The following is a 26076-nucleotide window of genomic DNA, read 5'->3' as shown; positions in this document are numbered from 1 at the left end:
CGCCGGCCCAAAGGACGAAGATGCGTGCCCGATCGATCGTCGTGGGATGCGCGCTCGCACTCGTATCGAGCAGCGTGCTGGCAGCACCGGCGAATGCGGCCCCGCCCGCCCCGGTCAACCAGTGCGGAGAGACCGGCTTCGATCCCAAGGACTATCCACCCGAGCCAGTCGATCCCAACGCTCCGCCCGTGCTGCCGCCGATACCGTCGTTGCCGGACAAGTTCGTCATTCCGGTGCCGTACCCCTCCGTCGAACTGGTACCGGTCCCCGATCCCGAACCCGACAACACCCGAGTCGACGCGGACCCGCTACCCGATCCATGCATGGATCCGTGCCCCGATCTCACCGCCACGACCGAAGAACCCGTCGCCGCGACCGGATCTGCACATCTCCCGTTCCCACGCATCGAGATCGAGCCGCAACCGGAAACCATCCCCATTCCCATCCCCGGCCCGCTCGCAGCACCGCAGGTACCCGCAGCACCCGCCGTCGTGAATCCAGCCGTCGTGAATCCAGCCGAGGCGGGCCCGACTTCTCCAGCGCCGAAACAGCCTCTGGTGGGGAACGTCTCGGTGATCTCGCAGATGACGGGTCAGGGTTCGATCAACAGAACGGACAAGCGCTGGCAGGTCGAGGGCACCGACCTCGGCATCATGTGGGAATCGAAGCCAGGCGAGGTAGCCGTCGCCTTCGGTGACTCCTTCGGCAAGAACTGGGAGTACGGAGTCGTCGGCGGAGACGACTGGCGCAGCAACGTCCTCGGCCACAGCACCGACACCGACCTGTCCGACGGCCTGACCCTCGACAGTATGGTGCAGGATTCCCGTTGCCACGCAGCCGAAATTCTCAACAGTCGCAAAATCAAGAACTGGGAGACGACGGTCATTCCGACATCCGGATTCGCCGTCGGGGATCGGCAGTACATGTCGTACATGTCCATCCGTCGCTGGAGCGTCGTCCCGGGTATGTGGTGGACCAACTACGGCGGCATCGCCTACTCCGACGACAACGGTTCCACCTGGGTCAAAGACCCATATGCCCGGTGGGACAACATGTTCGGCTTCTCCAAGTTCCAGGTGTCCACCATGGTTCCCGCCGGAGACTTCGTCTACATGTTCGGCACCGTCAATGGCCGGATCGGCACGGTCGGCTTGGCCCGAGTGCCGAAGGGCGAGGTCCTCGACAAGACCGCCTACCAATACTGGGTCGACGGCACCTGGGCGCCGGTGGACTCCAACGAGGCGACCCCGATCGCCGACGGCATCTCCGCCGAACTGTCGGTCCGCTTCCACGACGGCCTGTGGCAGATGACCTACCTCGATCCGATCGCCGGTAATATCGTTCTCCGCGAAGCGAATTCACCGCAAGGAGAGTGGACCGCGCCGTCGACTCTGGTTCGGACTGCGGAGTACCCGAAAGCCTACGGTGGATTCATGCATCCGTGGTCGAAGGACGGAGAGCTGTATTTCGCGATATCGGAATGGGACAGCTACAACGTGTACCTGATGAAGGCCGACCTCAACTGACCGATTGCGTCTTCCACCACTCGAGTAGCGCGGCCTCTGCCTGCTCACGGGGGAGTGGTCCGTGATCGAGCCGCAATTCCTTGAGGAACTTCCAGGCCTTCCCGACGTCCGGTCCGGCCGTGATACCGAGCAAGTCCATAATGGCGTTGCCGTCGAGATCCGGGCGCACTCTGGCCAGATCCTCCTGCTCGGCGAGACGCGCGATCCGCTCCTCCAGATCGTCGTACGTCGCCTGCAACGCCGCCGCTCGACGCTTGTTCCTGGTGGTGCTGTCGGCGCGAACGAGCTTGTGCAGCTGAGGAAGTAGCTCTCCCGCGTCCGTGACATAGCGTCGGACCGCGGAATCGGTCCACTGCCCCTTGCCGTAGCCGTGGAATCGAAGGTGCAGAAATACCAACTGCGAGACGTCGTCGATCATTCTCTTCGAGTACTTCAGCGCGCGCATCCGTTTGCGCACCATTTTCGACCCGACGACCTCGTGGTGGTGGAAGCTGACACCACCGGCCGGCTCGTGCTTACGCGTGTCCGGCTTACCGATGTCGTGAAGTAGTGCAGCCCAACGTAATACCAGGTCGGGGTCACCGTCCTCGAGATCGATGGCCTGCTGCAACACCGTCAACGAATGCCAGTACACATCTTTGTGCTGGTGGTGCTCGTCGATCTCGAGCTTCATCGCCGGCACCTCCGGCAGCACGTACGCCGCGAGACCCGTCTCGCACATCACGTCGATACCGTCGATGGGGTACTCGCCGAGTAGCAACTTGTCGAGCTCCACCTGGACGCGTTCAGCGGTGATGCGTTCGATCTGACCCGCCATGTTCGAAATGGCCTCGTGCACGCGCGGCATCAGCGTGAAGCCGAGCTGCGAGACGAACCGCGCACCGCGCAACATCCGCAACGGGTCGTCGTTGAACGACTTCTCAGGCGTGGACGGCGTATCGAGAAGCCCCTCGAGCAATGCGTCCATCCCGCCGAGCGGATCGACGAACTCCTGCAACCCGTCCGGGCCGAGCCGAACCGCCATGGCATTGACGGTGAAATCGCGGCGGATCAGGTCTTCCTCGAGGCTGGTTCCGTACCGAACCTGCGGGTTGCGCGAGACCTGGTCGTACGAGTCGGTTCGGAAGGTGGTGATCTCGATGAGCTGATCGTCCTTCGCGGCACTGATCGTGCCGAACGCGATGCCGGTGTCCCATTGATTGTCGGCCCAGCCGGACAGCAACTGCTGCACCACCTCGGGGCGCGCGTCGGTCGTGAAGTCCAAATCGCCGGACAACCGGCCAAGGACCGCGTCGCGGACACTGCCACCGACCAAGTACAGCTCGTGCCCGTGAGCAGCGAAGCGATCGGCAAGCGGGCTCAACACGCCGGACAACTCTCCGAGGGTCGACGTAGCCGCTTCCATCAGTCTTTCCCGCCGGTCGTCGCTCGCGTCGGAGTGTCGGGGAGTTGGAGACTGTTCGGCCACGTTGATAGAGCCTAGGCGAGAGGTCGTGATCATGAGTACGCCCGTCTCGGTGCGGGAGGAGAGATCGCCCCATTTTTCCAACTACTATGGATTGGGTGTCTGCTGGCGAACGTGCGAACAGGAGCCGCCGCAACCCGCGGCGGCGAAACGCACGCGTCGACAGCGACAAGCCCAAACTCCGCACAGTGCGGGAAACTTCTGCCGGTGGCCTGGTCGTGGACGGTCTCGACGGCCCACCCGAGAAACGCTGCGCCGCTCTCATCGGACGCACCGATCGCCGAGGTCGGCTGCTGTGGTCGCTTCCGAAGGGCCATATCGAACAGGGCGAGACAGCCGAGCAGACCGCCATGCGTGAAGTAGCCGAAGAAACCGGAATCCGGGGTTCGGTCCTGGCGACGCTGGGAAGTATCGACTACTGGTTCGTCACCGAAGGTCGCCGCGTCCACAAGACCGTCCACCACTACCTGCTCCGTTTCCTCGGCGGCGAACTCTCCGACGAAGACATCGAGGTCACCGAAGTGGCCTGGGTCCCGCTCAGCGAACTCCAGTCGCGACTCGCGTATGCCGACGAACGAAAACTGGCCGCCATCGCCGATCGGCTGATCGAGGACATGCATCGACCCAGCCCTCCCAATACACCTGGCGCTACCGCCACCGGCAAGGAGTGATCGTGCGGCGTACCAGGGTCACTGCGGCGGCATTGACCGCATTCCTGCTTGTCCTCGCGCCGGCTGCTGCCTTGACGCCGGCAACGGCGATCGCGCAGGAGCCGTGGAACAGCGACCCGTCGACGTCGGCGGATCTCACCTACCAATCGGAAGACAGCGACCTCCCCGAGACTCGCCGGGGCACTCAGTTCCTCCAACTGTCCATCGACACCGTCGCACCCGCCACCGTCACCACCACCAGCGAACCGTTCGTGACCGTGCGCGCCACCGTCACCAACACCGGCGACCGACGCGTCGACGACATCAGCGTCCGCATGCAGGGCGCTGACGCCGTCGACCGGTCCGAGGAGCTGCGAACGTCGCTGACGCTCGAACAAGAGCAGTTCGGGGCGGTCGGGGAGTTCCAGGACGTCGCAGAGAGCCTCGAGCGGGGTGCGAGCACCCAATTCGTAGTGTCGCTACCGCTGCGAAGCACCCAAGGGCCCTCGCTGGGAATCGATGCACCAGGGGTCTACCCGCTTCTTCTCAACGTCAACGGCACACCCGAGTACGGCGGCACCGCGAGACTCGACGACGCCCGCTTCTTGCTGCCCGTAGCCGGAGTCCCGCGTGATCCGACCGCGACAGACCCGACGGCTCCCGACGCCATCGCGCTTCCACCGAGCACGTCGAGCCCGATAGCGACGACAGTGATGTGGCCGCTGGCGGACAAGCCCCGACTCGCTGCCGGTATCCCAGGGTCGCTCGAGGACAAGGTCCGACTCGTCGACGACGAGCTCGCCGAAGAACTCGCGACGGGTGGTCGACTGGACAAGCTACTTGCAGCCGTCGAGTACGCCACGAGTGACCAACTCGATCCGGAGAATCGCCTCGCCGACAGCATGTGCCTGGCGATCGATCCCGACCTCCTGGTCACCGTCGCCAATATGGCTCGGGGTTATCTGGTGGTCGACGATCCGGCCGATCCACGTGGCTCGGCCCGCGACGGGACCGGAAGAGACGCTGCCGCAAGTTGGCTTTCCCGGCTCGAGCCACTGGCCAATTCGATGTGCGTCACCGCCGTTCCCTTCGCCCAGGTCGATCTCGACGCACTCGGCAATGTCGGCGATGCATCACTGGTATCGAGTGCGCTCGACTCTCCGTCGACCATCGTGGACTCGATCCTCGGAGTGACCTCGGTCCCCGACGTCGTCTGGAGTTCTTCCGGCCAACTCGGCGCCCGCGCTGCGGCAACGGTGCGTTCCGTCGGACCCCGGACGGCCCTCGTCGCCGACAACAGCGTGGCCCCCGCAGCGGCAGGCGGGGTTGCGCTGGTCACCGGGGGAAGCAGCGTCGACGCCGAGTTGAAAGCCTCCGTATTCGACGCAGCCACCGCTACCGCACTGGCAGCTGTCGGGTCCGAGCCGTCGACCCCTGACTTCACTCCGCAGGATCAACGTTTCGACCTCGAGCAGGACTCACGAACCGCCCGACTGCAGGACGCCGTCGGAGCCGTCGTCTATCACGCTCTCACTCCACCGAACGGCAACCCGCGAAACTTGACGATTGCACCACCGCAGAACTGGAGCGCCGACGGCGACGAGCCAGGCGCGATTCTGTCTTCGATCTCCTCGATGCTGCGCTCCGGCCTCGCTTCACCGCGACCGTTCACCGAATTGCTGGCCGAGCCGCCTACCGGAATGCCCGTCGAAGCCAGAACGGTGCAGCAGTTCGGCAGGGACACCAACACCGAGGACCGTGTGCGCGTCCAGAGTGGTCGGATCGAGTCGTTGGCCGGATCTCTGGTCGATGACCCTCAACTGCCGTTGACACCCCGGCTGTACACGGCGCCGCTGAAGGAAGACTTGCTGCGCGCGCTCACCTCGGCAGGTAAGGACACCGATCCCGCCGCTGCAGCCGAGATGGCGAATATTCGAACCAGCAGTTCCGAGGCAGGCGTCGACGCACTGTTCGACGCGGTGACGGTCCTCGCCCCCGGCGGGGTCTACACGTTGGCTTCGGAGCAGAGTCCGCTGCTTCTGGTCGCACAGAACGATCTGCCGGTAGGCATCAACGTGCGGTTGGATGTCGATGCACCTCCCGAGATGCGCATCACCGACGTCGGTGCCACCGCGCTTCCACCTCGAGGTAGCCGTACGATCACCGTTCCGGCTGAGGTCGACGACAGCCGCAACTTGTCCGTCGATTTTTCGTTGACCACCCTCGACGGGCAGCAATTGGGCGAAGCGTCGACAGTGTCCGTACGGTCGAATGCGTACGGACAAGCGCTGGCCATCATTACCGTCTGCGCAGGTGTTCTGTTGCTACTGCTTGCCGGACGCCGACTGTGGCACAGGTTCAGGGATCAACCCGACCCGGCCGACGAAGGGTACGAACGACCATGACCGGGAACATCCCGTACGAGGGGGACGTCCCACGCACGCGGCTGCCCGCGGCCCAGGTCTTCCGACGAACTCTGGAGCCGTCTGCGGCACCCTGGGAACGCGAACCGGCTCCCCGTGATCCGTTCCGGGAGATGCGGAGCTATCCAGCACCGCCGTCCCCGGATGGTGGGCCTGCCCCCGACAATTCCGTCACTCAATTGATTCCTCGATTTCGCGACGAGGACTACCCGCCCATCGCGGAGGCGACGCGCAGTCCCGGTCCGGTCGAGCCGTCGGCCCCCAAAAAGCAACAGAGCTCCCTGATGGCCGCGACGGGGTCCATCGCGATCGCAACGCTCGTCAGCCGCATCACCGGGTTCTTCAAGCAGATCGTCATGCTGGGGATTCTCGGCGGCGCGATCGCGAGTTCGTTCACCTCCGCGACGATCCTCCCCAACATGATCTCCGAACTGGTTCTCGGTGCCGTGCTCAGCGCCATCGTCGTTCCGGTTCTGGTTCGCGCCGAGATGGAGGATGCCGACGGCGGAGCGTCGTTCGTTCGACGGCTTTTCACCATCGCATTCTCGATGCTGGCCATCGTCGCCTTGATCGCCACTATCAGTGCACCCCTGCTCAGCCGCATGTTGATCGACGAGAACGCCAAGGTCAGCAGCGATCTGACCACCGCGCTGTCGTACCTGCTGTTGCCTGCCATCCTGTTCTACGGACTCTCGGGCTTGCTGACCGCCGTTCTGAACACGCGCCAGAATTTCCGACCCGGCGCGTGGGCCCCGGTCTGGAACAACCTGGTGGTGCTGGGGATCTTCTCCCTCTACTTCTTCGTGCCGGGGGAGATCTCCCTCGATCCGGTGCAGATCAGTGACCCACACGTCCTCATCCTCGGGCTGGGTGTCACCGCAGGTGTGATCACGCAGGTCGTAGCACTGATCCCGGCACTGCGTCGAGAAAAGATCGACCTTCGACCGCTATGGGGAATCGACGCCAGGCTCAAGACCTTCGGCGGTATGGCTGCCGCGATCATCCTCTACGTCGTCATCAGCCAGGCGGGGCTCGTGTTCGCCACCAGGATTTCCGCCGAAGCAGACGCCGCGGGCCCGGCGATCTACTCCCAGGCCTGGATCCTGCTTCAACTTCCCTACGGCATCCTCGGCGTCACCGTTCTTACCGCCATCATGCCGCGGCTCAGTCGTAACGCAGCCGACGGAGACACCCCGGCCGTCGTAGACGACCTGTCGGTGGCCACCCGGTTGACACTGGTCGCGTTGGTGCCGATCGTGGTGTTCTTGACCTTCGCCGGCCCATGGGTCGGCGAAGCACTGTTCGGATTCGGAAATTTCGCCGACGATGCGAGCAGGCTCGGCGAAGCCGTCAGCTGGTCGGCGTTCACGTTGATCCCCTACGCACTCGTACTGATCCATCTTCGGGTGTTCTACGCCAGGGAACAGGCATGGACTCCCACCTGGATCATCCTCGGAATCACGGGCGTCAAGATCGCGCTGTCGGCCTTGGCGCCGATGCTGGCCCGCAACGACGAGCAGGTGGTACTGATTCTCGGCGTCGCCAACGGGCTCGGATTCGTGATCGGTGCATGCATCGGTGGTTTTCTCCTCCATCGCAGTCTCGGCAACCTACGAATGATCAATATCGGTAAGACCATCTGGATGGTCCTGCTCGCATCGGCCGCGGGCGGTACCGCCATGCTGGCCATCGACCGCATTGCCGATCTCGGCAACATCACCGACGCACTGGGAGCCGTCGGTGCCATGCTCCGCGTTGGCGTCTGCGCCGTCCTGATGCTGTCGATAACTTTCGGAATCCTCTGGTTCGGCCGGATTCCCGAGGTTCTGGCAGTGACCGTTGCAGTCAGCAAACTGGTTCGGCGTTTCCGCGGGAAGTCGATCGCGACCCCCGATCCGACGCGAACGGCCGACATCGATGCGACCGAACACATACCGGTCGTCCGCTCGGGACCTGCATGGGAGAATTCTTCCCGACAACTCCCGTACCCTGGACCGCGACAGACTGGGACCCCGTACACCTCAGGTCAGCCGGCGGCACCACCGCCGCTGCGACATGCGACGGGACGATATGTAGGACAACTCGGGGCAGAGACGCGTGAAGGAGTGAGAGTGACCGACGACGATGTGGCTGGGGGGCCGGCCGAGTCCGCAGTGAACGGCACCGAGCGAAATGCCGGCGGTGTCGAGGTGGACGATCGCGCCAAAGACGCGTCGGGCAAGCTCGAGTCATCGAAGGCCACGACGCCCACCACGCCTACCAAGATGCCCTCACCGTTCAAGAAGCCGTCACCGACCGAGGCGCAACCTTCCAAGGAAGTCGACGCAACCGAGGCCACAACTTCGGAAGCATCTGCCGAGCAGAAGGCCAAGCCTGCCAAGGACGACTCCAAGGACACTCCGGCAGCCGGCAAAGTCGTTTCGGGCGCAGCAGACGAAGCGTCCACGACCGCAGCCGTGAAGTCCCCCCGTGGCGTCGCACACGACACGGGTGCCGCTCCAGTCGGATCACCATCGTTGCCGCCTGTCGGACCGGGCTCCGAGCCTGCACGGTCTCTTCGCGGCCCCAAGCTCATCCCGGGTGCGTCCGTGGCAGGCGGTCGCTACCGGCTGCTCACCCCGCACGGTGGATCACGTGGCCTCAAGTTCTGGCAGGCCCACGACGTCAAGTTGGATCGCGAAGTGGCCTTGACGTTCGTCGACGCCGACCAGCAAGCGTCCTCGCTCTCGCCCGACCGACCCGAGGGCCCTCAGGCGATTCTTTCCCGCACCCTGCGACTGGGCCGGATCAACTCCCCAGGGCTTGCTCGCGTTCTCGACGTCGTCCGGGGCAGCTCCGGCGGCATCGTCGTCGCAGAATGGACCCCGGGTCGTTCGCTACGTGAAATGGCCGACACCGTTCCATCGCCGACCGGCGCAGCCCGGGCCATCAAGGCCCTCGCAGCAGCCGCCGAAGCAGCACACCGAAGCGGCGGGGCACTGTCGATCGACCATCCCGACCGCGTCCGAATCAGCAGCAGCGGAAACGCAGTTCTCGCATTCCCGGCAACATTGGCCGATGCAGACCCAGGTTCCGACGTTCGCGGGCTCGGCGCGATGCTGTACGCCCTGATCACTGCGCGTTGGCCTCTCGCCGACGCTGTCGGAAAGACTCCCGGTTCGGATTCTGATTCATCGCCGCGATCGGTAGGCGGCATGCGCCCTGCGGACCGTGATGCAAGTGGCAACGCCATCGAGCCGCGTCGTATCCGACCCGACGTGCCCTTCGAGATCTCGGCAGTCGCCGTCCGTGCACTCGAGCAGAACAGTGGTATCCGTACGGCTGCCACCGTCCAGCACGTGTTGGATCAAGCTGCAGTCATCAACGACAAGACCGATCTGATGCCCGCACTGCGCCTCGGTCAGCGTGCACCGGGTGCCACCGGCCACTCGCTGGCCGACCCAGCGGAAATCGCCGCTCAGCAATTGCGGTCGAAGCGCACCAACATCGCGCTCGTCGTATTGGGCGCATTGACCGTCATCGTTCTCGGTTTCGCGGGTTACTGGCTCTTCACATTCCTCGCAGGTGACAGCTCCGACGAGCCGCTGACGCAGCAGGACTTCGGCCTCACCACCAGCGTGACCGCCCCTGCCGCACCTGGTGCAGAAGACGTCGCGCCGCCTGCCGCAGTTGCTCCGACGGCGATCGACTCGGTCGAGGTGTTCTCACCTCAGGGCAGTGCCGACAACGCCGGTTCAGCAAGCAATGCCATCGACGGCAACCCCAGCTCCACGTGGACCACGGACGCGTACTTCCAGCCCTTCCCGTCACTCAAGGAAGGCGTAGGACTACTCGCGACCCTGCCGTCTTCGCAGGTCCTCACCAGTGCCTTCGTCAACTCACCCTCTCCGGGTACCGTTGTCGAAATCCGCTCCGCACCAAGCGATTCTGCAAGCCTCAGCGACACCACCGTCATCGGTCAGGCGACGCTCGGCAACGGCGTCACCGATATTCCACTAACCGTTTCCGAGCCTACGACGCATGTTCTGCTGTGGATTACCGGACTCGGCAACGACGATGGACGCAACCAATCGACGATCGCGGATTTCGGCTTCACCGCGCAGCCGTGACGGCTACTCCTGATTCACCCGCCGTCAACCTGCGAACGTCTCGGTTCGGGGGAGGTTTCGTACTCGATGGTCTCTATGCCTTAGGCTCTCCGACAATGCGGTAATACGGGGGGAGCCGTTTTCGTATGGGGGATTTACATAGGGACTGGGCTGTCGGGGGTCTGCTCGGCGGACGCTCCGACGTCGAATTGTTGAGTGCGCACGTTGCCGGGGAGGCCGATGCGTTCACCCTGCTGGTACACCGACACCACGAGCACCTTTGGATGACCGCACGCCGAACCAGCTATACCAACGAGGACGCTGCCGACGCACTGCAAGAAGCACTCTTGTCAGCCCACCGCACAGCCGCCACCTTCCGGGCCGATGCTGCTGTTCGCAGTTGGCTACACAAGATCGTTGTCAACGCGTGCCTCGACCGCATTCGACGTAACCGTTCGAGACCGACCGTGTCGCTTACCAACGAGGACGACATCCAGCCGGTCGACGGTCGGGATCAAATGTCTGCCGTCGAAACCTCCATCGAGGTCCACAAGGCGCTCATGTCGTTGCCACCCGAACAACGATCAGCCGTCGTAGCTGTGGACATGGAGGGTTACTCGGTTGCAGATGCTGCCCGCATACTCGGTGTACCCACCGGCACGATCAAGAGCCGATGCGCCCGTGGACGGTTGAAATTGGTAATACAACTCGAGTATTTGCGGTACGAAGGGAACCGTTAGCGGATCCGGCGCGTCTTACCATGTGTAGGCACGATTGCCCCGTAAACAAGACGGGCCGTGGGTAGAGCTTGCGCTGGGAGGAGACCGAAGTGGCATCGCACGGAACCGAGCCTCTACCCGTCGCTCCGTACTCACCCGACCTGTTGGCGGATCTCCATGCGGGAGTGCTCGACGAGTCGGTAAGTGAGAAGCTCTGGCCTCTCGTTCGACAAGATCCGAGAGCAATGGAGATCATCTCCGCTCTCGACGCGCTTTCTGCCCGTCTCGGTTCACTCGGAAGCGACTTCGAGTCCGGTGAGCCGATGCCTCCGGACGTCGCCGAGAGGATCGATCGCGCTCTGATGACCGAGCAGGAATCATCGTTCGGTGACCGACCCGATCGTTATTCACGCGGGTGGGCCTATACGGGTATCGGTATCGCAGCTGCGGCCGCGATCGTCGCTACGCTTTCCGCCTTGCTGTTCGCCCGCTCTAGCGGGCCGACCGACCCCGACACGGTTGCTGCGCCCGCTTATCCGCCCAGCCTGGTCCTCGACTCGAACGGCTTGAATTCCGCCGTTGTCCGCGACCTCCTCGGCCGACAGGATCCAACCGAACTGAAGGATGCCGGGAATCTTCCAGAGTGTCTGGCGGCCAACGGTTTCGACCCTCGGGCAATGCTGCTCGCAGCCACTCCGGTACTGGTCGACGGGCGGTCCGCAACACTGCTCGTCGTGCCGCGTTTTCCGATAGACGGCATGACCGTACTCGTGGTGGGCGCGGATTGCGGAGAGGGCAACCCGCAGACACTGGTCCGTCGCGATCTGAACTGATCTCGGACGCGCAGGAGAACTACCGGGAACAACACCCTTTACGCTGGTGTTGACATAACCGGCGGGCGTACCAGAACTACGCCCCCCGACTTTTGTTTCAACGCAGACTTGTTTCAACGCAATCGGTAGACAGCACATTCGATCGGAAGGCCCGCATGACAACCCCACAGGTTCACGATCTCATCATCGTCGGCTCGGGACCGGCCGGATACACCGCCGGTGTATACGCAGCCAGGGCTGAACTCCAGCCGATTCTGTTCGAGGGAACTCAGTTCGGTGGCGCTTTGATGACCACCACGGACGTCGAGAACTTTCCCGGTTTCCGCGAAGGGATCATGGGACCGGACCTGATGGAGCAGATGCGCGAGCAGGCCAAGCGGTTCGGCGCGGACATTCGTACCGAAGACGTCGAAGAGATGGACCTCCGCGGCGAGATCAAAACCGTATCCGCCGGCGGCGAGACCTACCAGGCACGCGCGGTCATTCTGGCGATGGGCGCCGCGGCGCGGTACCTCGGCATACCGGGTGAAGAAAAGCTGCTCGGACGCGGTGTCAGTTCCTGCGCTACCTGTGATGGATTCTTCTTCCGCGATCAGGACATTGCCGTCATCGGTGGCGGGGACTCGGCTATGGAAGAAGCGACCTTCCTCACTCGCTTCGCACGCAGCGTCACCATCGTCCATCGGCGCAGCGAATTTCGTGCATCTCGCATCATGCTCGAGCGCGCAAAGGCCAACGAGAAGATTCGCTTCCTCACCGACACCAACGTTCTCGAAGTCCTGGGTGAGACCTCTGTCACCGGTGTGGCACTCGAAAATGCGATCACCGGGGAGAAGACCACCCTCGACGTAACGGGAATGTTCGTCGCTATCGGTCACGATCCGCGCAACGAGCTGGTCAAGGGCCAGGTCGAACTCGACGAAGCAGGCTACGTCAAGGTGGCCTCGCCATCCTCGACTACGTCGCTACCCGGAGTGTTCGCCGCAGGTGACTTGGTGGATCACGTCTACCAGCAGGCAATCACCGCGGCCGGAACCGGCTGCACGGCCTCCATCGACGCCGAGCGCTGGCTCGCCGAGCAGGGCGACATCTCCTCCAACACGCTCGAGCACGCCGACCAGCCGGTAGACGTCGTCAACGCCTGAATTCTCGTTCCGCACTACTACACAACCAGGAGAAACACATGTCCGACGACAAGAAGACCGTCACCATCACGGATGCGTCGTTCGTCGACGACGTGCTCAGCAGCGAAAAGCCCGTTCTCGTCGACTTCTGGGCCACCTGGTGCGGGCCTTGCAAGATGGTCGCCCCGGTACTCGAGGAGATCGCGGCCGAACACTCGGACAAGCTGACGATCGCGAAGCTCGACATCGACGCCAACCCGCAGGCAGCTCGTGACTTCAAGGTCATGTCGATTCCCACTCTGATCCTCTTTCAGGGTGGCAAGCCGATCAAGCAAATCGTCGGCGCCAAGGGCAAGGCAGCACTTCTCAAGGACCTCGAAGCGGTCTTGTGATCAGGAAGACAGTGCCTGAGCAGTAACCGACACAGCCGCCGCGATCCGTCGGCTCTAGCTGGCGGATTGGGGCTTGACGGTCACTTTCTGCGACAATTGGTCGATGTGTCGACAAGTTCGGCACATCGACTTTTGTATCGACCCAGTCCCGGAATCGGAACTCTCCGTTCCGGGGTTGCGGATACAGTCGTTGCAAGAATCGAATCTGGAGATCGGAAGGTCAACTGTATGCACCGACTCAGTCACGGCGATTCTGGACCCGCCGTCGCGGAGGTTCGGAGCACGCTTGTCTCGCTCGGATTTCTGGTGGAGGACACGGATCCAACTTTCGCGAGCGATCCGACGCACTGGACGCCACCCGCATCCGATTTCGATGAATCCTTGGGAGGCGCCGTCCGCGCCTTTCAGCAATATCGGGGCCTGCTGGTCGATGGTGTCGTAGGACCCGCTACCTACCGATCCCTGAAGGAAGCGTCGTACCGGCTGGGGGCTCGCACTCTCATCTACCAGCTCTCAGCTCCTTTGTACGGGGACGATATTGCGACCCTCCAGACGCGCCTGCAGGATTTGGGTTTCTACAGCGAACGCGTCGACGGATATTTCGGGCCTAAAACTCACGAAGGCCTCTCCTCTTTCCAACGGGAAATCGGGCTGTCCCCGGATGGCATTTGCGGCCCGGCTACGCTGCGTTCTCTCGAACTGCTCGGTACGCGTGTCACTGGCGGATCACCACACGCCATCAGTGAACAAGAACTCGTACGGGCGGCCGGCCCCCAGCTGACTGGCAAGCGCATCGTAATCGACCCCGATCTCGGTGGCGCCGATACCGGACGCATAGTCCAAGGTATGTTCGGCCGAATCTCCGAAGCAGAAATTCTCTGGGATGTCGCCAGTCGCCTCGAGGGCCGAATGGCCGCCACCGGGATGGAGACGTTCCTGTCCCGTGCACGTGGAACCAATCCAAGTGTTGCCGAGCGCGCCGAGACGTCAAATGGCTTCAATGCGGACCTGATGATTTCACTTCGCTGTGCGTCGAGCTCGAGTTCAGCCGCGAACGGAGTAGCAAGTTTCCATTTCGGCAACTCACACGGTTCGGCGTCGTTGATCGGTCAGATCCTTACCGGTTACATTCAACGAGAAATCGTCGCCCGAACTCCACTACTCGATTGCCGTAGCCATGGGCGAACTTGGGATCTGTTGCGGCTTACCAACATGCCGACAGTGCAGGTAGACATGGGTTATCTGACAAACACTTCCGACATCGATGTGCTCAGTGATCCCCGATCCCGGGACATCATCGCCGAGGCAATTCTCATCTCGGTGAAGCGTCTGTACCTACTGGGTCAAGACGATCAGCCCACCGGAACATTCACCTTCGCCGAGCTTCTCGCAGAAGAGCTTGCTGCCGCAGATCGGAGTTGACGGCTAGCCGGACTTGACGGCTAGCCGGACTTGACGGCTAGCCGCGGCTTCGCTACCTCTACTCATCTGACTCCGACGGTTTCCTTGTGCTCGATCTCTACCGCAGTCAGACTGGCCGCAATCAGCAATCGCTCGAGGGCGGACTCGACGTCTTCCTTCCATCCGTGATCGCGATGCAATTCGAGTCGAAGTCGTGGGTATCGATGATGTGGCGCGACCACTTCGAATCCGGCCTGCTCCAAGAAGTCGGCGTCGATCATGCATTCCGTGTCCGAACAGGTCAACGACATCGTCGCCCGCGGACCGATCACCTCGTCTTCCTCGGTTCGACGAATCCCGAATGCCTCGAGCGCACGAACGCCACGATTGACGAGATCCGCGACTACAGCCTGAATCAACGAAGCCGAGTGTCCCTCCCGATCGACATCCGACTCGATTCTCAACGTTGTCAGCAACACGGCATCAGCGCTGACAGGTGACGTCGGAAAAGTGGTGGACCGAGGAACTGCGCCCGGGGGTGCGTACAAGGCGCATCCCACCATCTCCGATCCGACCGACAGCATTTGTCCGCAGGATCCCCACTCGAGCATGACCATCGAAAGCCACGCCTCATTCTCGAACTCCACATCGAGTGACTCACCGTCTGCTCGTGTCCTAGCTGGATCGAGCACCCAGAAACGACACCGTCGCGTGTGCTTGGGTAGTTGATCGAAGGAGTCCAATGTGACTCCAGTGACGAGTGTCGACACTGCTACCTCAGCCTCCATGCACCGAATTTTGTCGTTCGACCGCGATGACACACCGACACGCGCGTCAAAAGTGAGCGATCGCCACAACCTTGATCCTCGAGAAATCCGGAGAGCTGAATAATGCTGTATAGCAACATCATTCGCGTCCTTCCAGTCTTCGATAGCGAGCTTACGTCACAGTGACATAACTACCGTGGGTGTTTGTACCTGAGATTTCGCCGCTACTTTTTCTTCTGACTCTCCATCATGTCGACAATCCTTTCGAGGTCGTCGACCGAGCCGAATTCGACGACGATCTTGCCTTTTCTCTTACCCAAGCTCACTGTCACGCGGGTATCGAACGAATCCGAGAGTCGATTGGCGACATCCTGAAGGCCCGGCATTTGAATCGGTTTGCGGCGAGGAGCGGGATTAGGACTGATGTCGTCGTTGCGATTCGCCAACGTAACTGCTTCTTCTGTTGCACGAACCGACAGGCCCTCGGCAACAATTCGCGCAGCCAAGGACTCCTGCGCATCCGAACCCGCATCCAACGACAGGAGAGCGCGCGCGTGTCCGGCGGACAAAACCCCGGCTGCAACTCGTCGTTGAACGGGAATCGGCAGCTTCAACAGTCGAATCATGTTGGTCACAACAGGACGTGAGCGACCGATTTTCGCCGCCAACTCTTCATGGGTGACGTCGAATTCCTCGAGCAACTGCTGATATGCGGCAGCCTCCTCGAGGGGATTGAGCTGAACTCGATGGATGTTCTCGAGCAACGCGTCACGCAACATTGCGTCATCATTTGTTTCACGAACGATTGCAGGAATCGACTCGAGGCCCGCTTCTTGGCTCGCGCGCCAGCGGCGTTCGCCCATCACCAGTTCGTATCGACCATCGGCCACCGGTCGCACTACGATCGGCTGCATCAAGCCGAACTCGCGGATCGAGTGGATGAGTTCGGTCAAAGCTTCCTCGTCGAACACCGACCGCGGCTGCTTGGCATTGGGTTGAATCAGCTTCGGATCGATCTCCCGATACACCGCGCCGGCGGGGGAGAGGTCCTCTTCGCCACTCCGAACGGGTGGCGTCGGAGTCGGTGCGGATGCCTCACGCGCTGCCTTCTCTGCTGCGTTCCGACTGATCTTTCCGTCCGCCGCAGTACCGATCACTACATCTGCGGCTGCACTCCCGAGTCGCGGACCGGCCTCGGGCCCTGTGGGAATGAGAGCAGCTAGTCCGCGTCCCAGTCCACCCTTGCGTGCTTGACTCATATCCCTAGTGCTCCTGAGTTCCATCGGTTGTCGCAAAGGACGACCGTGCTGCGAGTTCACGACCGGCATCCAAGTAGCTCATCGCGCCACGGGAACCTGGGTCGTAATCCAATACCGTCATTCCATAACCGGGCGCCTCCGAGACCTTGACGCTGCGCGGAATCACCGCGCGAAGCACTGCATCGCCAAAGTGCTTTCGTACTTCCTCCGCAACCTGGTCTGCGAGCTTTGTTCGGCCGTCGTACATCGTGAGGATGACTGTCGAAACATGCAGTTGGGGATTGAGATGGGCCTGTACCAGTTCGATGTTTCGCAGGAGCTGGCCTACACCCTCGAGGGCGTAGTACTCGCACTGAATCGGGATCAGAACCTCGGTGGCGGCAACCATGGCGTTGACCGTGAGCAGTCCGAGAGACGGAGGGCAGTCGATCAATACGAAGTCTGCGTCGACGTCCGCGAGGTCCATCAGCGCAGTCTTGAGACGTCCTTCGCGGGCGACCATGGATACCAGTTCGATCTCTGCGCCGGCAAGGTCGATTGTGGCTGGAATGCAGAACAGACGCTCGCTGTGCGGGCTCTGCTGGATCGCTTCTCTGGCGGTCACTTCGCCTATGAGCACCTCGTAGCTCGACGGCACACCCGAGTGATGTTCGACGCCCAAAGCGGTGCTGGCGTTCCCCTGGGGGTCCAGATCGACCACCAGGACGGTCAGCCCCTGCAGTGCCAAAGCCGCAGCGAGATTCACCGCTGTCGTGGTCTTTCCGACCCCGCCCTTCTGATTTGCGATCGTCAGCATTCGGCGATGCGTTGGCTTCGGCAACGTCACGCTTTTGGGATGTAGAACCTGGCTTGCCCGCTGTGCGGCAGCACCGATCGGGGTGTCATTGGCGGAGATGCCGCTGAATGCATCGAACCCAGATCCCCCCTTCGACTTGGAAGCGGGTTGTGCATCGTTCTTCGCGGTGCTTGTTTCACGTGAAACAGCAGGATCAAATCCACCCGACATAGGTGCTCCTTATTGCGGAACTGGTTTTTTTGCTTACGAACGAGCAGGAATGAAACAAGCGCACATCATGTGCGGAGGGAGCGCCGAGGTGCTCTTTCGGCTCGAATTACGATTGTCGGTGTCGGCAATATATCGACACCGCACTTCACAACCTCTAGCTTGCCAGCACCCATGCGAGTAAGGGAAGCCCGATCGCGTTCTATCTCTTCTTCGGCGCTCGTTCCCTTCAGCGCAAGCATCCGACCACGCTCGTGAATGAGCGGCATCGACCACTTGGCGAGCTTCTCCAGAGGGGCAACAGCTCTCGAGGTGACGACGTCGGCGCCTCCGGCTTCCTTCTTCACTCCGGGCTGTTCTGCGCGCCCTCGCACCACAAGAACGTTCAGCTCGTGCTTCTCGATGAACTCAGCCAGGTACACCGTTCGACGAAGGAGCGGCTCGATGAGAGTGATGTGTAAATCCGGGCGGGCAATCGCCAGAGGTATTCCCGGCAATCCAGCACCGCTCCCGACATCCACCACCCGCTCACCCTCGTCGATCAACTCACCGACGACTGCGCAATTGAGCAAGTGCCGCTCCCACAACCGAGGAACCTCGCGCGGACCTATCAGCCCGCGCTCGACTCCCGCAGTTGCAAGAGATTCGTAATATTGCTGTGCCAAATTCAGGCGCGGACCAAACACGCGTTCTGCGGTTGCCATCAATCGATCGTCATCCAACGCTTCTGGTTCCACGTGAAACATTCTCTCGCTTCCGAGCACCGTTCGCCAAACCATCGGCGCATTCCATAGCCGTGTCGCGTGACGAGTCGTCCTCGTGCCCAAGAAAATACCGTCGAACGCCCAAGGTCCGGCGGTTTCATGTGAAGCGGAGGCGGGATCGGCGTCGTCCTACACCCGCCTTGGCCGAGCTGATGTCAATTGACGCCACGCTCGCACCTCGTTTAAGCGCTCGTCGAATGGACCACGACACCATTACGCGAAGCACATGGGAGCCTGGCCGCCCTTGCGCGGAAACTGCGGCAACCTACCCCATGCCCAACCCTCCGCGTCCCCGCCATTGCTTCAGGTGCACATCACCGGACTCGACATCGGTATCAGAGTGTCAGCGGACTTGGCCGTCGCCTGGAACATCGGGGCTCATCCGACCGTCCTAGTCCACAGCGTGGTGTCACCATGGTGGACAGTGAGAACGACTCATCCGGTCTATCCCGTCGGAACCGAAAGTTTCACGTGAAACAGTGGCAGTCGGCAGGCACCGCGCAGAGACAAAAATACAGACCTACAGCTCGCACATGTCAGATCAGGCTCGTCTCACGGACCTGACGACAGTCAGCCGGCGGTCATCGAACTTGACAGGGGAGCGGACTCAGTTCGGAGTTCGCCGAGCTACCGGTGGGGACGCCACTGTCCCCCGCGCAGTAAGGGGCGGTGCATTTTGCGGGCGCGGGCGACACTCCACACGACTCCGAAAATATCTGTCACAGCCAGGCAGCGCACTCGAGGAAGGACGCTCCTGTGTACCGGTGGACTTACTTCGCGACGCCCCCTTCAGAGAGGCAGCAAACTCGAATTATCCAATGGCCCTTGGACCACACCGACATCGGCGCCGCGGTTCGCGGTCTAGAACAGCATGGGTTTGGAGAGCACGGATTCGGCGCGGCGCGGGTTCGAGGGGACAGCACGGCTCGAGGGGACAGCTCGGGATCGGGTTGGGAACCGCTCGGGGAATTTACTCTCCGTGTTGGGGTTCGAACCTCCTGTAGGGGGTTCGAATCCCAACAGGCCGAGCATTTGAGCAGAGATGAATTGTCCACGATGAAGCCCGCACGTTCACCCACGAGAAGCAGTCGAGTCGGCGCCCAACCCTGGATAGATTCTGCGGGATGATCGTCTCGAACCCAACACGCACTCTTCGTCGCGAACCGGGGCTAATGGACTAAGCGGACGACGGGGTGGGGGGACACGTCACCCGGCTCTCACGGTATTCGGACGTTGGCATCTTCCCTCGACAAAGCTTCGCTGAATTATCAGACGAGGTCCTTCTGCCGAGCGCACATCATCAACACTCGAGCCAACGGTCGCGGGACCTGCCACGCTCCCCAGACAGGGGACGTCGATCGTCCGGTGCTGGAGACTCTGCGCGACTCGGCAGTTGCTCGAACCCCGAGTGGCGAGGCGCGCGATAGTCGGGGAGGCTGCGACCGAAACACACTGGATTCGGCCGCACCTCTCGAGGGGTCGGGTCGTGTACCACGGAGCGCCCCAATGATTCCGCGCTCAGCTCCGATTCCGCGCTCAGTACCGATTCCGCCAAAACACCCGACGAAAGATTCCGTCATCGCCGGCCACCCACGAACACTCCCGTCAGACGGATGGATACCCGCACCTACTAGAACAACGACCCCGAGCCCGAACACCCAACGCCTCACTAACCCCGCCCGGCGGCAAGGCCACAAGGGCCGCCACATAAGACAGAACATCAGTGGCAATCAACTTCACCACTCGTCGCGCGAAAGGCCGACTCGAAATGACATCAGCGTGGAGTCTTCCCGACAGACAAGTCACCCCGACGAATGACGACATCGTGGCGATCTCCTTCGACGGCCAAATACCCCCGGACAACCAAGGCGCGTTCGACAGATAGTGCTACCGACGCGCTCACCTAAGTCGTCGACGCCCGCCAAACGGGCACCGTCCCACATTTCATCTGCGACACGGAGTCCCCGGTCAGTCCTGGCAGGAAGAATTTCGGCAGCAACCGCCTCACCGTTCTCTGCGAAAGTAGGCCCCACTGATACGGCCCCCGATTCAACGTGAACTCTGTTCCGCGCCAAAACTGGCCAGCTCGAAAGTCGGACGGATTGAACGGTATAGGAATCACGTGCCGATGGTGTCCACCGAACTATCGATCCAATCGGCAACCTCCTCGGGCGATTGGTCGAATTTCGTTGGCCGTGTCATCTCGAGTTTGCTTCAGGATGACTGCTCGCGCATCAAAGCGAAACACGTAGATCGGACTAGCGAATACCGAGCGGCTCTGATGATCGCAGTCTGAACTCGACCGGCCCCATTCGATGTTTCACGTGAAACACCCATTCCCGGGATCTTGCATAGTTCGCCCGGGGGAGGAGCGACGCCGAGAGGTAGACGACAAGTCCACTCATCGTCAGCAATCCTCTACATTCACCCATGGTGGGAACGTCCAAGCACAGCACAGAGCGCGACGTGACGCTGGAGCACAACCCGCGCGGGGGAGCGACCACCCGTCACCGAGAGGTTTCACGTGAAACATGAGCCACCGACGGATGCGCCACTGCTCGAGCATGCGGACCCAAACGGACAGGCAGTGGCCAACGCGCTCCACCGGTCCGCCTCGGACGAACCCACAATCACAGTCGGGAAAGACGAGTGCACGTAAGCCGGGACAGCCCGCCGAGTCTGAACACAATTGAATTCACCAAGTACCGGCTGGATTGCTCATCAACCTAAATCGAGTACACCGGCCGGCGCGAGGGAACACGCGTACAGGCACCGACACAGTCTGCGGCAGATCTTCCACGACACTCGACGAGCGAAATCCATCGACCGCGTGGGTTCATCATTTCGATACCGGCGTGAATCAGCCCACGATGATTGGTTGTCTCAACTGTGACAAAATCGTCGGCCCACTGATGCCGTCCCGTCATCTGCGTCGAGATGACTGTTACCACGGCGAGGCACACCTCCTGGAGCAGTACACCGATAGAACCGCCCACTCTTGAACCCGACTCCCTCGAGCGCCAACCATCAATGTCCAAACGAAATTCTGGTCGACACGCACATCTTCTCGAACACCGAACACGTGACCGAGGTCTTCAGCGTCTCACTGACTCCGCCCGACGAGAGTGTCGGAGGGGCATGCCACATAGGACGGCACATCGGGCGCACCCAATCCCACACCTCGTCGCTCGATTCAGTTGCAGGTGCAGACTATCCTCTACACCCGACGAACTGGCAGATCCCCAAGAGTCTGACCACCGCGATCTAGAACGACGTTCTGCTTCAGGTCAGTCGATGTGCGGTACGCGGTTCGTACCTTGTGCCGGCAGGGGAGGTAAGCCTGCGTAACTCCTCTACGTGATCTGTAAATGCTTGTCGGCCTGCGCGTGTCAACGCTAACCATGTGCGAGTTCGGGTATCGACAATTCCTTTCCGGATTGTCACGTAGCCTGCCTGTTCGAGAACTTTGATGTGCTTACTCAGCACCGAGTCGCTGACAGCGACCGAGTCGCGTACCAACCCGAACTCGATTTCATCGGCTTCGGCGAGAATCGAGCAGGTTCGTAGGCGCGTGGGGACATGAATGATGTCGTTGAACACGGTCACCGCCCATCCCGAAGTGCCCGTTCGAGGCGCCTGTCCAGAAACGTTCCGATGCCGACCGTCCACGCGAACGCCGCCAAAGCTGTCAACGCTATCGCCCCCGGGCGAGGGGACAGAACCAACGCGGCCACCGCTACGGACACCAACACACCGAAGTAGATCGCCATAATAGTGGTGTTCCGCGGGTGGGAGAACGCATCGATTCTCGCTTTGAAGTTCGGTCGCGGAATCGACGGCAGAACCGCCAGCACCAGCACCGTCACAGCGATCACGCTCATCGCCAACGGGGAATGTTTCGACAGTGCGATTCCGGAGACGAGGGCAGCACTGGCGAGACCGAGCGTCGGATAGAGCCAGAACGGGGATCGAGTGTGCGACGCCAGCGGTCTTTTGGCATCGGCAACCGATTCCAGAGCGGCACGTGCTTCTGACGGGGAAATCCTGGGCCGTCTTTCCATCTAGGAAACTTTAGTCTTGCCACAACGGAAAGTCCACTGTCGTGCGTCTCCCGCTAACCATTGAGGGTCCTTGAAACAGACGGCTGCGGTCGTCAGACCTCGCACGACTTCTTGTCCCTTCGTCAATGATCGAGGGTGGTTGTTGCCGGGTGCGGTGGAGCGTCGATGGACAACTACTAGCGATAGGTCCGCTGATCGTGAGCAGGTCTCTTCATAACGGCAACAAGACTCTGAAAATCGATGGCCCCGTTCATGGGGACACGCCAGAACGGACCCAGGCGATTCACTTTGTCGTTCCACGACTCACTGAGCGCAATCACCTGGTGTCCACCAGGCGAAGGCGAATCCACCTTCGATATTGCAAAGAGTCCTGCTCGCTTCGCAGGGACACAAAGAGTGAGCGTGTCTCGCACCAATCAGTTCTTGATCCACCAGGAGGAAAGGCACTGGAGACCTCCGGAATTCGATTCACGAGCGCTCACCTGCGAACCGACTACTTCTGCGCAGTAACAGCCCAGCAGATTCAGCAGGATCAGCGCTGCTCTAGGAACCGCAGGGGGGCGCGCTCCTCAACTACTTCGACATCTCTCGGTACATCATGGATATGGAGAACACCTGATGTTGTGGCCCAAATTTTCGCGGAGATCGCGGCCGGGTATCCACGCGGAAGAGATTGATTGATCGATACTCGTTCAGCCGGTGACACAGCGCGGCTTGTCGATTGACTGCATTCCCACATCATGGAACTTCCCAGATCTACTATCCAGCGTTCCCCCAAATTGGCTGCAGCACGCCCATCACGAATGAACCGGAAAGTCTCGAGGGTTTGCAGAACAACACAAGCCGCTCCAAAGGGTGAAGCCGGGTCCAGGAATGACGGCCGGAAGGAGAAGATTCCGAGGCCGAACTCACCCCTTCGTCGGACGTCAACAAGCATGGTTTCACGTGAAACATCGAGAGGAGACTGCACCGAGCTGGTCCGTCACAGTGACGTTTCGAGTGCATACCTAGTTTCACGTGAAACCGGACCTACCGAAGTAATAACATCGCTGTAGTTCACGTCGACTCAGCCTTGTTCGAGGAAAGAAAAGGCCCCCAACCGAAGCCGGGGGCCCTTCATTTCATCAGTTCAAGACTTGACGACAACTACTCGTCGTGACGGTTCGACACCGGTACTTTCACTCTCGACGCCGTCGACCTTAGCCACCGCGTCGTGCACGATCTTCCGCTCGAACGGCGTCATCGGATCCAGCTCTTCACGTTCGCCGCTTTCGAGTACCCGCTTCGATGCCTCGATACCCAGGGCACTCAATACGCTCCGTCGGTTCGCACGCCAGCCCGCTACGTCGAGCATCAGCTTGCTTCGCTCGCCCGTCGATTGCTGGACGGCAAGTCGAGTCAGTTCTTGCAGGGCATCGAGAATTTCGCCCTTTCGTCCCACGAGCTTCGCTAGGTCGTCTCCGCCATCGATGCTGACGATCGCGCGATCACCTTCGACATCGAGATCGATATCTCCATCGAAATCGAGAACATCGAGGAGTTGTTCGAGGTAATCCCCGGCGATCTCGCCCTCCTCGACCAGATAGTCTTCGGAATCCTCGTCGTCCGAATCCGTGTCTTCGTCGGACACGGTGTCGACGTCCGTCACTTCGCCCTCATTCGCATCCGTTTCGGAATCGACTGCCACAATTTCACTACCCTCCCCAGCGCTCACTGCTTCGTCGGGGTTGGTCACTTCGTCGGTATCTGCAGACATGTGCTTGGTGTCCTTGTCTTCGATGCGTCTCAGCGTCGCTTGCGCTTGGCTTTACTACGGTTCGCCTGAGATTTCGGCTGGGTGGGCTTCTGTGGCTGTGAGCCGTCGGGTGCAGTCGAACTAGCAGAAGATACGTCATCCGATGTGGTGACCGCATCGGAAGCCTCGAGAGTGGAGGGCGGGAGCTTCGAGAGCTTGGGGCGTGCACCGGGCTTCGGCTTGGCCGGCGGCTTCACACCGGGCTTGGGCGCATTCTCGGTCCGCTTCTCGATGGCCTGCTTCTTCTTCTCTGCTTCTTCCTTGTCGATCTTCGCGAACACAATGTGCTGCTGGGCATAGGTCCACATGTTGTTACTGACCCAGTACAGGAGGATGGCGATCGGGAGGAAGGGTCCACCGACGAGAACACCCAAAGGGAACACGTACAAGGCAAGCTTGTTCATGATGGCGGACTGCGGATTAGCCGCAGCCGCTGCGCTTTGTCGAGCAACCGAGGCGCGGGAGTTGAAGTGCGTTGCGATGCTGGCGATGATCATTAGAGGCACCGCAACAGCGCCGATCGTCCATATTGATGGGATCCCCAAACCGAGCTCGGGGTTCGCAAAGGCGTCCAGCTGTGCCTTCGGCATCGTGATCCACGCCGAGATCGGGGCGCCGAAGAGGCGGGCGTCCAGGAACGAGTTCACATCGGCGACATCGAAGGCGTAGTTCGGAATCGTCCGGTTGACTGCTGGATCAAGCCCCAGCTGACCGATCCCGGTACCCGTACGGTTGAACGAGCGCAGCACGTGGAACAAGCCGATGAACACGGGTGCCTGTGCCAGGACCGGCAAACAACCCATGATGGGGTTGAATCCGTGTTCTTTCTGAAGCTTCTGCATCTCCACGGCCAAGCGCTGCTTGTCTTTGCCGTATTTCTTCTGCAAAGCCTTGATCTGTGGCTGCAGTTCCTGCATCTGACGCGTGGTACGAACCTGTTTGACGAACGGCTTGTACAGAATCAATCGCAAAGTGAAAACGAGGAACACTACGGACAAGGCCCATGCAAAGCCGTTGTCCGCTCCGAGGACGGCACCGAACACCTTGTGCCATACCCAGAGGATCCAGGAGACCGGATAATAGATGAAATCCAGCACGGCTCTATGTACTCCTCTGTTCGTCCACTCTCGCGAGATCGTGGCTTTCTTCGGTCGAAGTCTGCTTGTGTACCCGCCATGACCCGTGATCGGGCACCGGGTCCCAGCCTCCAGAGTGCCAGGGCGCGCACTTCAGTAGCCGCGCTATAGCTAGCAAGGTTCCTTTGATGGCACCGTGCGTCTTCAACGCTTCGACTGCATACTCACTGCACGTGGGGGAGAAACGGCAGGTGGGGAGTCTGAGCGGAGACACATAGGTCCGGTAGAGCTCGATACAGAAGATCAAGATCCGCGCAGGGAACGACCGGACGAGGAGTATGAATTTCATGAGCGTGCATCTCTAACCGCTCCGAGGTATCCCAGCTTCTTCAACCCGGAACGAACCTGTCGTTGCAGATCTTTCGAGGATAGGTTCGCAGAGCCAGGCAGTGCGCGAATAACGACGTCGCAAGTCTCGGGTACTTCCAGGAGAATCTCCGAACAGATATGCCGAAGCCGGCGCGCAACTCGATGACGAGTTACCGCCGGCCCGACAGCTTTGCTCACGATCAATCCGAATCTAGGTTCGCCGACACTGAAAACACAACTTGCATCGTCACGCGCGTAGGCGTGAACGACCAAGTCTTGTCTACCCATTCGGCGGCCTCGACGCACCGCGCGGGTGAAATCAGCGCTTCGATGCAGTCTATGCGGCTCAGGTAACACCCCG

21 protein-coding genes are annotated in these 26076 nt (G+C 61.1%); 10 read left to right on the top strand and 11 right to left on the bottom strand.

Translation table 11 applies throughout. The features are described 5' to 3' along the window. The first annotated feature begins 20 nt into the window (after window positions 1–20). Complete coding sequence (locus O1W68_RS06050; RefSeq protein WP_269301998.1) at window positions 21–1526, top strand: DUF4185 domain-containing protein; 1506 nt, start codon at window positions 21–23, stop codon at window positions 1524–1526. Here the strand turns inward: O1W68_RS06050 and O1W68_RS06045 are convergent. Next, on the bottom strand, window positions 1519–2931 hold the full coding sequence (locus O1W68_RS06045) for a CCA tRNA nucleotidyltransferase (RefSeq protein WP_269302821.1): 1413 nt from the start codon (window positions 2929–2931) through the stop codon (window positions 1519–1521). The genes O1W68_RS06050 and O1W68_RS06045 overlap by 8 nt on opposite strands. A gap of 158 nt (window positions 2932–3089) precedes the next feature. Between O1W68_RS06045 and O1W68_RS06040 the strand changes: the two genes are divergently transcribed. From O1W68_RS06040 to O1W68_RS06005, 8 genes are all read left to right on the top strand, one after another. Beyond that, window positions 3090–3662 carry an NUDIX hydrolase gene (locus tag O1W68_RS06040; protein ID WP_269301997.1) on the top strand — a complete coding sequence of 191 codons (573 nt, stop codon included), beginning with the start codon at window positions 3090–3092 and terminating at the stop codon, window positions 3660–3662. Beyond that, on the top strand, window positions 3662–6046 hold the full coding sequence (locus O1W68_RS06035; protein ID WP_442972306.1) for a DUF6049 family protein: 2385 nt from the start codon (window positions 3662–3664) through the stop codon (window positions 6044–6046). Before O1W68_RS06040 ends, O1W68_RS06035 begins: the two co-directional genes overlap by 1 nt. Then, complete coding sequence (locus O1W68_RS06030) at window positions 6043–10173, top strand: lipid II flippase MurJ (RefSeq protein ID WP_269301995.1); 4131 nt, start codon at window positions 6043–6045, stop codon at window positions 10171–10173. The genes O1W68_RS06035 and O1W68_RS06030 overlap by 4 nt, the downstream gene beginning before the upstream one ends. A 125-nt stretch (window positions 10174–10298) precedes the next feature. After that, on the top strand, window positions 10299–10892 hold the full coding sequence (gene sigM, locus O1W68_RS06025) for an RNA polymerase sigma factor SigM (RefSeq protein ID WP_269301994.1): 594 nt from the start codon (window positions 10299–10301) through the stop codon (window positions 10890–10892). 89 nt (window positions 10893–10981) lie between these two features. Further along, window positions 10982–11704, top strand: coding sequence for a hypothetical protein (locus O1W68_RS06020; RefSeq protein WP_269301993.1), 723 nt, complete (start codon window positions 10982–10984; stop codon window positions 11702–11704). A 155-nt stretch (window positions 11705–11859) separates the two neighbouring features. Then, window positions 11860–12849, top strand: coding sequence for a thioredoxin-disulfide reductase (gene trxB / locus O1W68_RS06015; protein WP_269301992.1), 990 nt, complete (start codon window positions 11860–11862; stop codon window positions 12847–12849). Between the two features lie 38 nt (window positions 12850–12887). Continuing rightward, window positions 12888–13220 carry a thioredoxin gene (gene trxA, locus O1W68_RS06010; RefSeq protein ID WP_084348264.1) on the top strand — a complete coding sequence of 111 codons (333 nt, stop codon included), beginning with the start codon at window positions 12888–12890 and terminating at the stop codon, window positions 13218–13220. Between the two features lie 228 nt (window positions 13221–13448). Then, window positions 13449–14642, top strand: coding sequence for an N-acetylmuramoyl-L-alanine amidase (locus tag O1W68_RS06005; protein ID WP_269301991.1), 1194 nt, complete (start codon window positions 13449–13451; stop codon window positions 14640–14642). Window positions 14643–14704: 62 nt separating this feature from the next. On the opposite strand, the gene O1W68_RS06000 is transcribed toward O1W68_RS06005, so the two are convergent. The 4 genes from O1W68_RS06000 to rsmG form a co-directional block, all read right to left on the bottom strand. Further along, a complete protein-coding gene (locus tag O1W68_RS06000; protein ID WP_269302819.1) occupies window positions 14705–15391 on the bottom strand; it encodes a GNAT family N-acetyltransferase in 687 nt (228 codons plus the stop codon). A gap of 221 nt (window positions 15392–15612) precedes the next feature. After that, complete coding sequence (locus tag O1W68_RS05995) at window positions 15613–16647, bottom strand: ParB/RepB/Spo0J family partition protein (protein WP_269301990.1); 1035 nt, start codon at window positions 16645–16647, stop codon at window positions 15613–15615. 4 nt (window positions 16648–16651) lie between these two features. Further along, window positions 16652–17653 carry a ParA family protein gene (locus O1W68_RS05990; RefSeq protein ID WP_269301989.1) on the bottom strand — a complete coding sequence of 334 codons (1002 nt, stop codon included), beginning with the start codon at window positions 17651–17653 and terminating at the stop codon, window positions 16652–16654. A gap of 65 nt (window positions 17654–17718) precedes the next feature. Continuing rightward, window positions 17719–18396 (bottom strand): 16S rRNA (guanine(527)-N(7))-methyltransferase RsmG, encoded by a 678-nt coding sequence (gene rsmG / locus O1W68_RS05985; protein WP_269302818.1) that lies wholly within the window; start codon window positions 18394–18396, stop codon window positions 17719–17721. A gap of 244 nt (window positions 18397–18640) precedes the next feature. On the opposite strand from rsmG, the gene O1W68_RS05980 reads away from it, so the two are divergent. Beyond that, the gene (locus O1W68_RS05980) at window positions 18641–18889 is read left to right on the top strand and encodes a hypothetical protein (RefSeq protein WP_269301988.1); all 249 of its coding nucleotides are present in this window, start codon (window positions 18641–18643) and stop codon (window positions 18887–18889) included. Window positions 18890–21696: 2807 nt separating this feature from the next. On the opposite strand, the gene O1W68_RS05975 is transcribed toward O1W68_RS05980, so the two are convergent. From O1W68_RS05975 to rnpA, 6 genes are all read right to left on the bottom strand, one after another. Further along, a complete protein-coding gene (locus O1W68_RS05975) occupies window positions 21697–22020 on the bottom strand; it encodes a transcriptional regulator (protein ID WP_269301987.1) in 324 nt (107 codons plus the stop codon). Continuing rightward, the gene (locus O1W68_RS05970) at window positions 22017–22475 is read right to left on the bottom strand and encodes a hypothetical protein (protein WP_269301986.1); all 459 of its coding nucleotides are present in this window, start codon (window positions 22473–22475) and stop codon (window positions 22017–22019) included. Before O1W68_RS05970 ends, O1W68_RS05975 begins: the two co-directional genes overlap by 4 nt. Before the next feature lie 1129 nt (window positions 22476–23604). Beyond that, on the bottom strand, window positions 23605–24231 hold the full coding sequence (locus tag O1W68_RS05965) for a Jag family protein (protein WP_269301985.1): 627 nt from the start codon (window positions 24229–24231) through the stop codon (window positions 23605–23607). Between the two features lie 29 nt (window positions 24232–24260). Then, the gene (gene yidC, locus O1W68_RS05960) at window positions 24261–25367 is read right to left on the bottom strand and encodes a membrane protein insertase YidC (protein ID WP_269301984.1); all 1107 of its coding nucleotides are present in this window, start codon (window positions 25365–25367) and stop codon (window positions 24261–24263) included. Between the two features lie 4 nt (window positions 25368–25371). Continuing rightward, window positions 25372–25695: a membrane protein insertion efficiency factor YidD gene (gene yidD / locus O1W68_RS05955; protein WP_269301983.1), complete on the bottom strand. Its 324-nt coding sequence runs from the start codon at window positions 25693–25695 to the stop codon at window positions 25372–25374. Then, window positions 25692–26072 carry a ribonuclease P protein component gene (gene rnpA / locus O1W68_RS05950; protein WP_269301982.1) on the bottom strand — a complete coding sequence of 127 codons (381 nt, stop codon included), beginning with the start codon at window positions 26070–26072 and terminating at the stop codon, window positions 25692–25694. The genes yidD and rnpA overlap by 4 nt, the downstream gene beginning before the upstream one ends. Window positions 26073–26076 lie beyond the last annotated feature (4 nt).

The sequence above is a fragment of the Rhodococcus sp. H36-A4 genome (assembly GCF_027158005.1).
Taxonomy (GTDB): domain Bacteria; phylum Actinomycetota; class Actinomycetes; order Mycobacteriales; family Mycobacteriaceae; genus Rhodococcoides.
The sequence above is the reverse complement of the archived record's forward strand: the minus strand, read 5'-3'. Positions and strand labels throughout refer to the sequence as shown.

Bases quoted from the DNA above. Each gene is read 5' to 3' on its own strand.
- O1W68_RS06050 (WP_269301998.1), top strand. From the start codon at position 21: ATGCGTGCCCGATCGATCGTCGTGGGATGCGCGCTCGCACTCGTATCG.
- O1W68_RS06045 (WP_269302821.1), bottom strand. From the start codon at position 2,931: ATGGAAGCGGCTACGTCGACCCTCGGAGAGTTGTCCGGCGTGTTGAGC.
- O1W68_RS06030 (WP_269301995.1), top strand. From the start codon at position 6,043: ATGACCGGGAACATCCCGTACGAGGGGGACGTCCCACGCACGCGGCTG.
- sigM (WP_269301994.1), top strand. From the start codon at position 10,299: ATGGGGGATTTACATAGGGACTGGGCTGTCGGGGGTCTGCTCGGCGGA.
- trxB (WP_269301992.1), top strand. From the start codon at position 11,860: ATGACAACCCCACAGGTTCACGATCTCATCATCGTCGGCTCGGGACCG.
- trxA (WP_084348264.1), top strand. From the start codon at position 12,888: ATGTCCGACGACAAGAAGACCGTCACCATCACGGATGCGTCGTTCGTC.
- O1W68_RS06005 (WP_269301991.1), top strand. From the start codon at position 13,449: ATGCACCGACTCAGTCACGGCGATTCTGGACCCGCCGTCGCGGAGGTT.
- O1W68_RS05995 (WP_269301990.1), bottom strand. From the start codon at position 16,647: ATGAGTCAAGCACGCAAGGGTGGACTGGGACGCGGACTAGCTGCTCTC.
- O1W68_RS05990 (WP_269301989.1), bottom strand. From the start codon at position 17,653: ATGTCGGGTGGATTTGATCCTGCTGTTTCACGTGAAACAAGCACCGCG.
- rsmG (WP_269302818.1), bottom strand. From the start codon at position 18,396: ATGTTTCACGTGGAACCAGAAGCGTTGGATGACGATCGATTGATGGCA.
- O1W68_RS05980 (WP_269301988.1), top strand. From the start codon at position 18,641: ATGGGAGCCTGGCCGCCCTTGCGCGGAAACTGCGGCAACCTACCCCAT.
- O1W68_RS05970 (WP_269301986.1), bottom strand. From the start codon at position 22,475: ATGGAAAGACGGCCCAGGATTTCCCCGTCAGAAGCACGTGCCGCTCTG.
- O1W68_RS05965 (WP_269301985.1), bottom strand. From the start codon at position 24,231: ATGTCTGCAGATACCGACGAAGTGACCAACCCCGACGAAGCAGTGAGC.
- yidD (WP_269301983.1), bottom strand. From the start codon at position 25,695: ATGAAATTCATACTCCTCGTCCGGTCGTTCCCTGCGCGGATCTTGATC.